At 43.6% G+C, this 15,286-nt stretch carries 9 protein-coding genes and 1 tRNA gene; 1 reads left to right on the top strand and 9 read right to left on the bottom strand.

From position 1 onward, the window contains the following. Positions 1-41: 41 nt before the first annotated feature. The 4 genes from NSU15_RS01125 to NSU15_RS01110 all read right to left on the bottom strand — a co-directional run bounded on the left by NSU15_RS01125 (position 42) and on the right by NSU15_RS01110 (position 6,726). Positions 42-1,436: an MATE family efflux transporter gene (locus NSU15_RS01125; protein WP_339288804.1), complete on the bottom strand. Its 1,395-nt coding sequence runs from the start codon at positions 1,434-1,436 to the stop codon at positions 42-44. A gap of 120 nt (positions 1,437-1,556) precedes the next feature. Continuing rightward, positions 1,557-1,640: transfer RNA gene (locus NSU15_RS01120), tRNA-Leu, on the bottom strand. Between the two features lie 140 nt (positions 1,641-1,780). Beyond that, entirely contained in the window at positions 1,781-6,085 is a 4,305-nt protein-coding gene (locus NSU15_RS01115; RefSeq protein ID WP_339288803.1) for a bifunctional 2',3'-cyclic-nucleotide 2'-phosphodiesterase/3'-nucleotidase, read from the bottom strand. A 263-nt stretch (positions 6,086-6,348) separates the two neighbouring features. Then, positions 6,349-6,726, bottom strand: coding sequence for a hypothetical protein (locus tag NSU15_RS01110; RefSeq protein WP_339288802.1), 378 nt, complete (start codon positions 6,724-6,726; stop codon positions 6,349-6,351). Positions 6,727-7,012: 286 nt separating this feature from the next. Here NSU15_RS01110 and NSU15_RS01105 point away from each other — a divergent pair, with 286 nt between their 5' ends. Further along, positions 7,013-7,429: a hypothetical protein gene (locus NSU15_RS01105; RefSeq protein ID WP_042123381.1), complete on the top strand. Its 417-nt coding sequence runs from the start codon at positions 7,013-7,015 to the stop codon at positions 7,427-7,429. A gap of 37 nt (positions 7,430-7,466) precedes the next feature. On the opposite strand, the gene NSU15_RS01100 is transcribed toward NSU15_RS01105, so the two are convergent. The 5 genes from NSU15_RS01100 to NSU15_RS01080 form a co-directional block, all read right to left on the bottom strand. Further along, entirely contained in the window at positions 7,467-8,381 is a 915-nt protein-coding gene (locus tag NSU15_RS01100) for a polysaccharide deacetylase family protein (protein WP_339288801.1), read from the bottom strand. After that, on the bottom strand, positions 8,353-9,675 hold the full coding sequence (locus NSU15_RS01095) for an MFS transporter (RefSeq protein ID WP_339288800.1): 1,323 nt from the start codon (positions 9,673-9,675) through the stop codon (positions 8,353-8,355). The genes NSU15_RS01100 and NSU15_RS01095 overlap by 29 nt, the downstream gene beginning before the upstream one ends. A gap of 184 nt (positions 9,676-9,859) precedes the next feature. Beyond that, positions 9,860-10,411, bottom strand: a complete 552-nt coding sequence (locus tag NSU15_RS01090) for a DUF1854 domain-containing protein (protein ID WP_339288798.1) — start codon at positions 10,409-10,411, stop codon at positions 9,860-9,862. Next, the gene (locus NSU15_RS01085) at positions 10,404-12,599 is read right to left on the bottom strand and encodes an ABC transporter ATP-binding protein (RefSeq protein WP_156114703.1); all 2,196 of its coding nucleotides are present in this window, start codon (positions 12,597-12,599) and stop codon (positions 10,404-10,406) included. The genes NSU15_RS01090 and NSU15_RS01085 overlap by 8 nt, the downstream gene beginning before the upstream one ends. 160 nt (positions 12,600-12,759) lie before the next feature. Continuing rightward, on the bottom strand, positions 12,760-15,141 hold the full coding sequence (locus NSU15_RS01080; RefSeq protein ID WP_197069731.1) for a phosphoketolase family protein: 2,382 nt from the start codon (positions 15,139-15,141) through the stop codon (positions 12,760-12,762). Between the last annotated feature and the right edge of the window lie 145 nt (positions 15,142-15,286).

Genomic DNA, 15,286 nt, shown 5'->3' with positions numbered 1-15,286 from the left:
GAAGCAAAAAGACACCCTTTGGGGGGTGTCTTTTACTTTTTCTATATAACACGATGCTGAACCCACTTCTTACCCATGAAGCGCCGTAGAAATATGAATCCTCTAATTCCCCACTCACAGTTCATAGCTAACCAAACCCCAAGTAGACCGAAATCCAGAACAATACCTAAGATATACCCGAGTACTACGCGGAACAACCACATACTCAGCATAGACACCTTGGATGTAAACTTGGAATCTCCTGCTGCTCTAAGCGCTGATGGTGTTATGAAGCTAACAGACCACAGCGGTATTTGTACGATTGTATTGATAAGTACAATTATAAAGATATCTCTCACGATCTCCGCAGGTGGATGGAACATCGAAACTAGCGGATGGAAGAAAGGCATAACTAACAATCCCATCACCACAAAGGAAAGGGAAGAGGCTACGAGAAACGATTTAATAAATTTCCGGGCATCCTTAACATTATTGCTTCCCATACATTGTCCGACCACTGTAATAATCGTCAAAGACAGCGCATTGCCCGGAATTTGCATAATCCCCGCAAAGGAAGAGGCGATAGCATTTGTAGCAAGCGCGTAAGTACCGAGACTGACGATAAAGACTTGCGTCAGAATCTTACCACCATTAAAGAACATCTGCTCCGCCGCAAACGGCATACCGATGAACATTATTTTTTTGAGCATGGAGAATTGAACCACCAGTAAGTCACGAATTCGAATATGCAGTTCATTGTCCATCCGGAACAGATAATACAGAGCGCATATCGCGCCCAAATATCGAGCTATATTTATAGAAATGGTCATTCCTAGAACGCCCATATGCAAAAGGTTAATAAATACGAGATTCAAGAGGACGTAAACTAAATTCATAATGAGCGATAGCGCAAGCGAGGCTCTCGTTCTTCCGATTCCCCGAAGAGCACCACACACTGCCTCTACCACAGCTATTCCTAGATAGGAGATACAGCTCCCAATCAAATAGATTCGGGCGTTGTGCATTACCTCGGGCGAAGCTGCTCCAAATAATAAGTTCAACAACGGATTATGAAAAAGAATACCAAACATACCAATAATAAAAGCCATAAGGGAAACCGATGAAGTGGCGCCTGCGGTAGCTTTTGATACCATAAGACTATTACCGCTTCCTTTATACTGCGCTACGACAACCGTACCACCTGTTGATACCGCGATAAACACACTAATGAGAAAAAGATTAAGGGAATCGATCATGTTCACCGCACTGATAGCTGCCACACCGGACGAGCTGATCATGGCTGTATTCACTAGATTAAGCCCCACTATAAAGGCCTGATCTACCAGAATAGGAATGAATAAAGCAATCATATGGCGATAATCTAACGATTCTCCTGAAAAATACTTCTCAAGAAACCGCACACTTCGCTTCGTATTGACATTTACATTAGGTTCCATCTTCGCTTCACTTCTTTTACATTAGAGTTATCCAAATTTGAAATATCCTTATAAATAGAAAAAGGCTCTTCAGGTTGAAGAGCAATTCAAAAGTACAGCTAGTTTATATACACTTAGGTATGCGGTCGAGAGGACTCGAACCTCCACGGGGATTAACCCACACGGACCTGAACCGTGCGCGTCTGCCAATTCCGCCACGACCGCACAAAATATAAAAACAAACATGCAGTGCAGAACTAAATTATCATATATTAGCACAAAGGGCAATACCTAATGTAAAAAGAAAAAGTGTACCGAGTCCCTATTTGGGATCATCGATACACTTTTTCAGAAGAACTATCGGATTATGAAGCTTGTTCAAGCATACGGTAGATAATGACTGCCGCTTGAGCACGGTTAGCTATGCCCTTAGGTGCAAATTTGCCACCTTCAACACCGTTAACGATCCCCAATTGGGTCAGTTGTGCTATTGCGTCCTGAGCGTAAGGAGCAATACTGGACTTGTCTGCAAACTTGCCCAGCGCTGCATTCTTATCAATCGGCTGTAGTTTATCCTTCAATGCATTAGCAATCATAATAGCCATCTCTTCTCGGGTCACTTGACGACCCGGTTCGAACTTACCATCACCAGATCCTTGTACAAGTCCGGCCTTCACCGCAATAGCGATAGAATCCGTGTACCAAACTCCTTGTTTAACATCGCTGAATGAACTGGTTGTTGCCGAACCCGTCAGATTCAGTGCGCGTACCAGCATTGTAATAAACTCTGCTCTAGTCACTGTTTTAGTTGGCGCAAAAGTATTTGCATCCAATCCTTTTATAATGCCCTTAGCAGCCAATGCTTGAATAGCTTCTTGCGCCCAAGCTACCTTACCCAGATCTTTGAAGCTTGCTGCTGGAGCAGTAGTTGGCGCTGGTGTTGGTGTTGCTGTTGGTGCTGTTGATGGCGCTGGTGTTGCTGTTGGTTTTGGTGCTGTTGTTGGTGCTGTTGTTGGTGCCGTTGGACTAGGTGTCGGCGTAGGATTTACTCCCTTCAAATTGTTAACAATCCGACCTTCAATAGCTGCTTTAATCTCTTTTCTATCAAATGTGTTCACAATATAGTCGTAGAATACGTCCAAATCAATAGGCCCAGCCAATGAGTCACTAGCTTCAGTCAGAACCTTGTAATTATCCCCACCTGCAGCCATAAAGTTGTTTACTACAGCTGTATACTTCTGCGTAGGATTAATTAGTGTTCCATTAGTTAGCGTAAGATTGGCAATGCGATCTGCTACCGGAAGATACATATTGGCTGTATATTTCAGTCCAGAAATTTGCAGCGTTTTGATATCGGGTGTTCCATCAGCTTTTACATTCCATTGCTGTTGCAGCAACGTTTTGATTTGCGCTCCAGTCAGCGTCAGCTTCACAAGCGTATTGCCGAATGGCTGAATTTTCGCCAGATCGCCGAAGGTTACAGGACCTTTTGGAAGATCCGCACGGATACCACCCGGATTCATAAAAGCGAAATCAGCAGCCTTAGCGCCATCGCCGAAATCAGCAGTACGCATAGCGTCAGCGATCAGGTTACCAAGTGCAGCCTCATTGTTGTAAGCATCGGTACGAGTGATAGTTCCGTCTGTTGTACCCACTGGTTGAGTAAGTTCAGGATGCTTCTCAAGGTAAGTATTGACCAGTGCCACACTTTCCGGATCCGGTGTTACGCCGTCATGGAAGGTGGAGGTCACTACAGCAGACTTCTCCTTCACATGACCTGTTTTAGGATCAATGATCAGCTTAATATCTTCAAATGCTGTACCGTAAGAGTAGGCTTGTACAATCAACTTACCGTTTACCGTTCCGTTTGCCAGCGCATGGTTATCACCAGCAACAATAACGTCAACTGGGGAATCGGCAGGAAGCGCTTTGGCCAGATCAGCCGCTTCACCTGTAGTCGCTCCATCTTTAGTAGTCGCCGGATCATGTGCAAGCACGATGATCGTCTCAACATCTTTAGATTGAAGCTCCTTCGCATATTTCTCAACAGCTGCTACTTCCTCTTCAGAGGTGAGGAAACGTACACCTACTGTACCAGAAGGTGCAACCTTACTAGGCGTAGATTTCGTTACAAGACCTATAAATCCGATCTTCACACCACCGACTTCTTTGATTACATAAGGCTTAATAATTGGATCACCAGTATTGGCATCCACTGCATTGGCATTAACATAATCAAATTTTGTACCCTTATGGGTAACGTTCTTGTTCTTAGGGTCCACACCGCCTTTCAATTGTGTCATTAATGCATCGACACCTTGGTCAAATTCATGGTTTCCTAGGGAGCCCACATCAAATCTCATCATGTTCATCCACTCAATCGTTGGCTCATCGCGCTCAAGTGAAGATACTGGAGCAGATGCACCTACGGAGTCTCCGTTATGGAAGAGTAGAGAGTTATCATATTTAGCCTGTGCTTCTTTCAGATAAGTCGCAAGAATAGCGGCTGTTCCCACATTCTTATTGCTCACTGTAGAAACTGTATCCAGTTGGCCGTGGAAATCATTGATTCCCAGAAGGTGAACTTCTACATCCTTAACCGGGAGAGCCAATTTATAAATACTAAATCCCTTAATATCTTTTGCACCAGTGTCCGTAATGTTGGCTGGCGTAACTTTTGCCGCTTCTGGTGAAGAAGTAAAGGTGATATTCACATCGTCCGAGATAGGAGCCAAAGACCAGTTCCCATCCGCAGAAGGATCAATGGTACCTACTTCTCTGATGTAGTCCATGAGGATCTGGCGATTCTCATCTTGTGAATCCACCAACATCTCTGAACCTTTCACACCCGGAAAGTTCCCTCCACCACTTGCGCGGTAGTTGTTAGTCACAACAATGAACTCTTGGTTCGGATCCAAAGTTTTACCTTTATAAGTAATTTGCTTCACACGACTCGACAAGGCATCATTAATCTCACCAGAAGGAGTGTATTTTGCAGCTTTGGTTACATCAATTGTGTACTTAATGCCATCAATAACATCGAAGTTATACACAGCAAATTTGTCATTAAGCAGGCTTTGTGGTGCTGCACTGTCCACTTTGATGGTATTAAACGCACCCGCACTCATTTCAACCCATTCCTTAACAACAGAGCCTTTAACTTTAATAGCTTTTAGCGTGTTGTCATACAGGTACAAGTCACTTGCGCTGCGGATAGTCAACGGACCTTTTTCAATACTCGTGTACTCCGATGGGCCGTTACGTCCAGCCTTGAAAGGAGCACCCACACTGAGAATCGGAAGATTTTTATACTGTGGAAGGTTGTTTTCAATATACTTCTCTACATACCACTTCTGGGCATTGGTCACAATTTGCACGGTAGGATCGTCCTGAACCATTGCAAAATAGCTGTTCATCGGAGCAGTAGTAACGCCTAGCTCTTGACCTGTATAGTCAATAGTAGCTTGGTGATCTGCTGCCACAGCAGCGTCAACGGCAGCATCCGGTTTAGCATCGGCTATGGAGCGGGTCGAAGCTTTAGAGTTCTTTTTATCGACTGTCCATTTGCCGCCTTCCTGCACCAGATTAAGATCAATCAGACCCAAGTAACCCCCGCCATAACCTGCTTGCACAGCTGGAGTACCATTAATATGGCCATAAACATTATCAACAACGGATTGAGCGTTATTATACGGCAATGCCGTTAATGGATCTTTGAAAGAAGCGTCTAGGGTTTTATCCTCACCTGTCGGAAACACCTTGTGAGTGTGCGAGAAGGTAATCGCATCAATACCATCAACTTTACTTAACAGATTGATAGCATTCTCTGCATCAGTACCCGCAACTGCAGTTGCATCGAAGCCGGTATGCGCCATTGCTACGATAACATCGGCTCCCTCGTTCTTCATGGCAGGAACAAATTTCGCTGCAGTTTCTGCAATATCCTTAGTAATAACTCGACCTTCCAGATTAACCTTGTCCCACTCCATAATTTGAGGGGTCACAAGGCCTAGTATACCAACCCTAACTACCTGAGGTTGGTTATCGCTGTCCATTATTGTTTTGTCGATAATGACATAAGGGTCGAAAGCATTTTTGTCATTGTCTGGATTACCATCTTTATCATCAATATATATATTGGCATTTACATAAGGGAAATCAGCACCAGTTAATGGATTATTACTATAACCTTTAATAGTACGATTTAAGAATTCCAACCCATAGTTAAATTCATGATTACCAAAAGTGGCAACATCATATTCCATAATATTCATAGCCGCAATCATAGGGTGGAGCTTGGTCTCTGATTCCATCAGTTTACTTTCGTTTGCAATGTAAGTCCCGAGTGGTGTACCTTGAATCAGATCCCCGTTGTCGAGCAAAAGATTATTAAGAGGATATTCGCTTCTAGCATAAGTAACTAACGTAGCTGTTCGATCGAGCCCTACAGTTGTAGAGGCCGCATTCTTAAAGTAGTCCCAGCCGTAGACATTGGTGTGCACGTCTGTGGTACTCATTAACCGGAGCTTGGCTGTAGCCGAGGATGCTGCTTCAGCTTTGTCTGTACCCCAAGTCGCACCCAAACCAATTCCTCCAAACACCTGCAAAGAAAGCACTGCAGTTGCCAGTACAGAAGCGAGTGGCTTGTTCCATCGTGTCTTCCATCCCATAAATTATAAGTCCTCCCTATCATTTTTACATAGTTTCTGTGATATTATATCACACAGATGTAACGAAAAAGCATAGTATTGTAAAATCAATTTAAAACTATGTTAAATTTATTAACGTGTGAAGAAAGACCTAAGTCATGTTTTAATTTAATAGATCAAGAGTCTCTAGACATACAAAAAAACACATCTTATACAGATGCGTCCTAAAATAATCACTAATTTAAAGTCTAGATGCGTCGAATCCTGGTCTCATGATATCTTTCTCAAGACCCATGCATGATAGCTGTAAGCCCAAAACAAATAGCAGTGACTAAAGATAAAGGTGTCATCACAAGCCTTTCTTTTTTACTGTCCGATAATAAATTCATAACGGTATTGAGAATTAAATAGACTGCGAAAAAATAACATATGCCCCTATCAAACGGTAAACCAATTGAAATCACATGACCTGCCTGCAGTAAGTAGAAGATTGCAATCAGTTGTATAACAACTGAGATCGCACACGCAATCCTCATCTGTGAGGGCATGATTCTATGTTTGCCACCCATTGCAAATTCACCATAAGGTAATCCTAAAGACAGTAATATGTAAAGAATCACCGCTCCCGCAAAAGTAATACTCCCAATCCATGCAGATAACATCCTCCCACCCCCATGCTAATTGGTATTCGGGTTTTATAAGCGGAAGAACACCTTTTTTTTCCTTTTAATCTATCTATTGTCCTCTTTCAAGCCATTCCCTCAAATATAAGATCCCAAATGAAAATCGATGACCTTAGCATTGTCCCAGTCTGAGATGGATATTTATGTACAGCCTCTCTTCATCAATTTTTTGGACTTTCTTTTCCAATTTATGATGAACCAGCACAAGCAACACCAGAATATCTGAGTAATATAGAATTAAATAGACCAATGAGGTGATCCACGTATGTCAAACAGAGCAAAGATTCGCAAGCGAGCTGAACAGCTCAAGGGTAGACCCGTGTGTGTTACGCTTCATGATGGACGCACGTATGTAGGATGGATAACTGGCCTCGATAAGGATGGATTGACCCTGTCCAAACCACGTAAAAATAAAAGTAAAAATAGAAAGTCAAAAAGACACACTCACTCCCGCCAGAAGGCGAATGTATCTGGACTCATGCCGTTATTTGGCTCACTGTTCGGAATGGGAGGAGGAGCTGCGGGGGCTGCCGAGGCTGCAGGTTCAGGCGCTTCAGGATTCGGTAGAATTATGGGCTTCGTAGGGATGATCCAAAGAACAATGCCGGTTGTGAAAATGGGCTACAATATGATTAAATCGATTTCCCCATTCTTGAATGGACTGAAGGGTTTAATGGGATAGTCAAAAGACACCCCTCAAGGTGTCTTTTTATTTATCCTCATGAACTTATCAGATTCTTCAAAAGCCTTCCCGCAGATTTTACCCGTGGGCGCTTTAAATGCTCCTGTACATATCGATAGTCCGTCAATTCAACATTAGCATCACGAATCGCATAGGTAAAATCATCATCAAAAGGTAGACGGTATTCCCAGACTCGCTTCTCCCAATGTGGTATATTTGCAAGCATCCACTGATCGTCTATTCCGGGATGAATATAGGTTTCACTAACACCATCAGGTAGCGAATACATCTTGGCGATAATGGATTGTTTGAAGCTATCGTACGTCTCACCCTCTTCCACACCAAAAGGATGCGACAACAAGTAATCAGGAATCGGGACTCCAAATGTATCGGCCAGCCCGGATCCAAGTGCAACAGGACGTTCAATATTTTTCAGCGATCCCAGAAGAGGATCTTCTGCATGGATGTATCGGAAGAATCTTGACGGCAACCCCCAGCGCGAAATTCTCCACAGCGTCTGCGGTAGCAAACTGCGTCCCGTTTCCATGCCATATAAACTTCCCATATGGTTGTCTACATGACTAATCACTATTCCGGATTGTTTCACTCTCTCATACTGAGCAACAATCTCCTTCAGCACAGCTTTTGTCTGTGCCCCCTGCTCAAACTCTTTTACCGTCTTATATTGATGCCCGCCATCGTCATGTAGTGAAGAGTCCCCCGTCAGGCTGCTCCAGCGTAAAGCCTCAAACTCACTAGTCATCGTCAAATGAAGGCCCACATTTCGTTGTTGCCTACGGCTACACCATCTAGCTGCCTCCTCGAATCCAGGGGCCACCGCCATGATCGTCGCTGAAGAAACTTTTCCCTCTTCTAATAGATGCATAATCGCCTGATTCATAGCAGGGCTTTGCCCAAAATCATCACAATTGATGATTAATCTTCTGCTCATTGTCAGCATCACCTCTCAATTGCCCCGTAAATGTAAATTTAATAGTAAAAGATATGACAACAGATATCGCTAGCAGACATAACGGTACCACGCTTATTAAATACCGGAACGTTGCTTCTGGATCAGACCCTGGATCATCGCCACCCTTATAACCAAAGATCATCCCTACAATAAAAAAGGCCAGCGCCGAGATTAATCCGCTTGAACGAGTGATGAATCCGCTTACTGCAGTATAGATACCCTCTCTTCTCAGCCCTGTCTTCTCTGCATCTTCATCAATGATTTTGCCACCTACGATCGCCGGGGTTACTAGAAACCCTGCTAGTCCGAAGCCGACAACAATGCCAGCGGCCACTCCACTCACGAGATCATACCCGAACCATAGCGGAATGACAGATAAAGCATATAGGATAAGCGATAGCCGCCATGCCTTGACCCCATCCATCTTACGAATAATCCAATACCACACGAACACTAATGGAATGACTGAGACAAAGACAGCCGCGAGCATAATAGACACCTGTGCTTCTGAAATATGTAGAACATATTTTGCATAAAAGGGAATCATCGAGCTTACAAGTCCATTAACCGTTTGGGCAAAAGAATTCGAAATATTAAACACCCAGAACTTTTTATTACGAATCGTCTCCCGAAAAGCAGGAATGAGCTTCAAAGGTTCGGTCTTAGTAGTCTCTTTCTTCTCTTGGACATTCATCATACATAAGAACATAAACACACCGAAAACACAGGCATACACAATAGCCATATTTGAGAAGTTAATTGCTGCGAAAAGGATTGGCGTTAGAGCCGTACCGATTAACAGAGCAACCACTTGATAGCCTTGCTGAATCGCCGAGGCTTTTGCCCGAATACGATCTCCACGGAAGAGCTCCGGAAGCAGTGCGCCATAGTTCACCCACAAGACCGTAGCGACAGCCTCATAGAAAATAAGCGTCACTAGAAACCAAGTGAAGAGTCCATTCTCGGATAAACCGCCAGGAGGAGAGAATACCAGCACAAACGCCAGCATAAACAGCGGAATCGAGCCGAACACCCAGGGTCTACGCCGACCATAGCGGGTATTTGTGCGGTCTGACCAGTATCCAAACAGCGGATTATTCACCGCATCCCAGATCAGAAAGATTGTTCTGGCCAGTGTAGCAAGTCCAATGCCCAAGCCCAATTTCTCCACATAAAAATAACTGTAAAAAGAACTAAAAGCCTGACTGGGAACCATCATCGCAAACATCCCTAAAGCAAAGGTGTACGGCGAGTTCATCCATTTATGCTTCACTCACATACCTCCCATATAGTAATCATCTAGTTGTAATATATTACCACATATACTGGAAGTTTAGTGACAAATTTGCTCCAATCCAATGCGTTTCCTCATCACAAAAGGAGGGATAACCTCGGATGTTTACACCGATCAAAAAAGTGCTCAGTAGTATAAACTACCAAGCACTTTCCTTCTTCCACTATAAAACGTCTTTCAGCTTGTTCCGACTCTGAGCATCCAAAGTGGAATAATCACGAATTTCGCATCTTTTTCCGTTAACGTCAGTCAGAATGATTCGATGAAGGCTTGGGTATTGCATATGCTCATGCAGGTTACGCATCACGATACGGGTCTGACCCAGATTCGTCTGCAGCTCCCAAATCCACATATCTGCCTTCTGTTTGATGGAATCAATTCGGGTCACAACCGGTAAAAAGTATCGCAGCTGCAATTCTTTGTCCACTTCCCCGCGACTTTCCTCATCCAGCTGATCAATGTCACGAATGACACCGATCTCCTCACTCTTAGAGTTACGTACAGAAATATACTGGGTGTTGTATTGAAAAGGAAAGATACGAAAAAGAATTAGTTCTTCATAAACCTTACCTTCCACTACGCCTTGAAATACCCCGCCTTGACTACGACTAAAGGAGATCGCACCCGGTTCGAAAATATTAATTTCATAGGGATCCTTATCTTTATCTTTATCTTTAGCATTCGATTGACCACTGACGCTGATTGGATCACTCATGCACTTCTACCCCCTTGATCTGGGACATTTCTTTCTGTGCTTCGACCAGTTTGAAGTAAGCCCCTTCTACTGCTAGCAATTCTTCATGCGTACCCACCTCAATAATCTTGCCGCGTTCCAGCACGACGAGCCGATTGGCATTTCTTAAAGTGGACAAGCGATGAGCAATGGCGAATGTCGTTCTGCCTTTGACCAGACGCGAAATCGCTTCTTGAATTTGCCGCTCAGTCACTGTATCCACTGAAGCCGTTGCTTCGTCCAGAATTAGAATCCGCGGATCGTGAATTATTGCTCGGGCAATAGACACTCGCTGCTTCTCCCCTCCGGATAACTTATGCCCACGTTCTCCTACCCTTGTGTCATAGCCATCAGGTAGCTGAACGATGAAGTCATGTGCATTGGCAATTTTAGCAGCACGCATAATTTCTAGCTCTGTGGCGTCCGGTTTAGAATAAGCGATATTCTCAGCAATCGTGCCGTCAAACAGGAATGTCTCCTGCAGCACTACACCGATCTGGCTCCGCAGGTCAGACTGACTAATATTACGGATATCCACCCCATCGATGGTGATAGTCCCCTCGTCTGTGTCATAGAATCGGCAAATCATGTTGATGAAGGTCGACTTCCCAGCACCTGAATGCCCAACCAGACCGATCATTTCTCCTGCACCCACTTTTAAATCCACGTTCTTGAGCACAGGATGATGCTTTTCGTATCCATAAGTGACCTGTTTAAACTCTACCTCACCACTGACACGACCAATATCCGCTGGGTTCGTAGTATCAGGCACATCGGATGGTGTATCCATAATTTCGAATACCCGATCGGCTGCCGAAATCGCATGACTGGCCCAATTGATCATTTGACTTACCCACTGCAAAGGTCCGAGGAGCATTCCCAGGTAAGTAACCAAAGCGATTAGTGTACCAATGGATAATTGCCCATCAAGCACCGTTCTGCCGCCATAATACCAAATTAACAGCGTACCTACACCAGCAACTAATGCAAAGGCGGGAAACATTCCCTGCCACAAGCCTTCAATCCGGATGTTGTGCCGCACCAATTCCTTATTAGCGACAGTATAACGTGACATTTCTGTAGTTTCCTGTCCAAATGCTTTAACTACACGAATGCCCTGCAAAGAATCGCCTACCAAAGCATTTAGTCTGAAAATAGATCTCCACTGCTGATACCAACGTCTACCAATCATTGGCCATAATACAGTCGATAGTACGACCATGAGCGGCATAGGCAGCATGGCTAGCAGTGTTAGCTTCCAATCCATACTAAACATAATCGCGAAGATTGCGATTACCCTCAAGGATTCGCCAGAGACCCATATCACACCATCTGTCATGAATTGCCGCATCGCCTCAGAGTCATTATTGACCCGTCCAATGAATTGCGAAGACTGTCTTCGATCGAAGAAAGATAACGACAATTTCATCAAGGAATGATACACATCATGACGCAGATCACCCATAATTTTGGAACCAATCCATACCCCGATAAGCCCACGTACAGTCTGCATTAGCGTAACCACCAGAGATGTGGCAGCAAGCCCAATGACTATCCATAGAAGCGTTGAGCCCATGTCCTTTTTTGTTAACACGTTATCAACAATCATCTTCGTCAAAAAAGGTGGAACAAGCTCTACCAATGTAGTGAAAATCAACATAATCGCTGCTGCGATCATTTGGATTTTATACGGCTTAGCGTAACTTAGCATCCGAAACAGAACCTTGCCATTACTTTTACATACCGGACAAGCTTGAGAATCGTCCGGAAGCGGATTGCGGCACTTTGGGCAATGTCTTGGAAATTCTTTTTCAGAAGCCGTTGGCCGCTCCTCCCCTTTAGCTACAGCAGCAATTAATTTAGACGCAAATCCAAATATAGAAGTAAGTGATGCGGTATAACGTATAAGAATCATTGGACCCTCTTTAGTATCGACAAGCAACGAACCGCCGCCTACCCCGCCTACAACTCGGGAATCGGTTATGCTCGAAACAAATAGCTTCGACACCAATTTCCCATCCGTCCCCCAAACGGAAAGCTCCTTCTCAGTCAATACAAGCCACTGCTCACCGAATTGTCCATCTTTCATTAAATCAGATACAAAGTGAAATAACGGTTGTTCCGTAAGCTGCATTTCTATAGACTTGGGAAGTTTATCAATATGTGGCATACATTTCTCCCCTTTCATTATCCATCCTATTTACTCACATATATTTACAGTGGTAAAGATGAAAGAATGACTATAATTGTTTTATATAGTTACTTGGACAACACAAAAAAGACACCCCTAAGGGTGTCTTTTTCATTACTTCCTATGGTACTGGCTATGCTTATTTCAATGGCTTCCATACCCAGTTCTCTACTTCTGGCAGATCAATACCTTCTTCACGAATGAACTGGTGATGCTTCTTCACGATAGCGTCCATTTCATCTGCGATGGCTTTATGCTTATCCCCATCAGGCAAGCTCAGCACAACTTCCTTCGCTAGATCAAAACGGTCCATTTGATTCAAGACACGCATATCGAAAGGTGTTGTGATATCACCATTCTCACGGTACCCGTGTACGTGAAGGTTATGGTTATGACGATCAAAGAACAAGTCTTTAATCAGACCTTCATACCCGTGGAAGGCGAAAATAACCGGTTTGTCCTTTGTGAAAAATTGATCAAACTCTTCGTCAGATAAACCACGAGGATCTAATTTTTGACTTCTCAGTCTCAATAAGTCCACCACATTGATATATCTAATCTTAAGTGCTGGAAGTTTCTCATGCAGGATAGAGATTGCCGCTAAGCTTTCAATAGTTGGTTCTGTACCAGCAGAAGCAATAACAACATCCGGCTCTCCACCTTGATCGGTGCTTGCCCAGTCAATGATCTTCAAGCCTTTTTCAACCAGCTCCTGTGCTTCATCTGCATTAAACCATTGCGGACGCGGATGTTTGGATGAAACGATCAGGTTGATTTTTTGACGGTCATTTAAGACGGTGTCAAAGACAGCCAGCAAGGAGTTCGCATCGGCAGGTAAATACTCACGGATAAATTCAGGCTTCTTATCAGCCAAGTGACCTAACAGACCTGGATCTTGGTGAGTATAACCATTGTGGTCTTGTTGGAATACAGTTGAAGTTGCCACCACATTTAAGGATGGGATATCTGCACGCCAGCTTTGATCTGTTGCTTTACGCAGCCATTTAAAATGCTGAGTAATCATAGAATCAACTACACGCAAGAAAGCTTCATAACTCGCAAAGAAACCGTGACGTCCAGTCAAAACATATCCTTCAAGTAAGCCTTCTGCTTGATGTTCAGACAATTGAGAATCAATTACACGTCCATAAGATGAGAGGAACTCATCATTTGGTTCTTTAATTTGATCCAGCCATTGTCGTTTAGTTACTTCAAAGACAGGTCCCAGACGGTTGGACATCGTTTCATCCGGTCCGAAAATTCTAAAGTTACGGTTCTCTTCATTAAGGGAGATTACATCTTTCATGTATTTACCCAGCACAGCCATATCTTGTGCAATAACTTGGCCTGGCACAGCATTATCAAGTGCAAAGTTACGATAATCTGGCAATTTCAAATCTTTAATGAGGTTACCGGCGTTGGTAACAGGATTCATTCCCATACGTCGGTCGCCTGTAGGCAGAATCTCAGCAATTTCAGCTTTCAAACGGCCATTGTCGTCAAATAATTCTTCCGGTCTATAGCTATTTAACCACTCCAGTAACGCTGGTGCGTGTTTCATATTTTTTTGGTCCACTGGAATTGGCACCTGATGGGCGCGGAATGAATTTTCATTTGGTACACCGTCCCATTGCTTTGGACCTGTCCATCCCTTAGGAGAGCGGAAGACCAGCATTGGCCAAACCGGACGAGTAAGATCATTGTTCTCACGTGCATTCTTTTGAATCGCTTCAATTCTTTCTACGATAGTATCCAGCACCTTTGCCATTTCTGGATGCATAAGATCAGGATTTTCACCTTCAACAAAGAACGGTTCCCAACCCATCCCTTTAAAGTATGCGGTAATTTCTTCTTTTGATTGACGGGATAGGATCGTTGGATTACTGATTTTGAAACCATTCAAGTGTAAGATCGGCAGAACCGCACCATCAGTAACCGGGTTGATGAATCTGTTGGAGAACCATGAAGCAGCTAGTGGTCCAGTTTCAGCCTCGCCATCACCAATCACAACAGCCGAAATCAGATCCGGATTATCCAATATGGCACCGACACCGTGAGAAAGAGAATAACCCAACTCGCCGCCTTCATGGATAGAACCAGGTGTTTCTGGGGCGGCATGAGAAGCAATGCCCCCTGGGAATGAGAATTGTTTGAACAATTTTTTCATCCCTGGAATATCTTGCGTGATTTCCGGATAAATTTCCGTGTAACTACCGTCCAGATAAGAATTTGAAACCATAACCTGACCACCATGACCAGGCCCCTCAATATAGAACATGTTCAAGTCATATTTAGTAATGACCCTATTCAAATGGGCATAAATAAAATTTTGGCCAGGAATGGTTCCCCAGTGTCCGATAGGCTTAATTTTTACATCTGCATCCTTCAACGGTTCCTTTAACAACGGATTATCTTTTAAGTACAGTTGACCTACGGATATGTAGTTCGTCGCACGCCAATAGGCATCCAGCTTTTCTAAATAAGTTTTTGATGAGTAATCAACATCCATGGATAATACCATTTCTTCCACTCCCCAAAATTTTTTATGTTTTTTCAGTACCGTATTACTTCCACAAGTACATCATACCGCCGCGCAAAATTAATTCAACCTTTTAAACAAATGATACGGTCCAATTATGTGAAAATATGAACATAGTATGAAAAAC

This window comes from Paenibacillus sp. FSL E2-0201 (assembly GCF_037963325.1).
GTDB lineage: Bacteria > Bacillota > Bacilli > Paenibacillales > Paenibacillaceae > Paenibacillus_AQ.
Note: the sequence above shows the minus strand (reverse complement) of the source record. Positions and strands in the feature narration are given on the sequence as shown.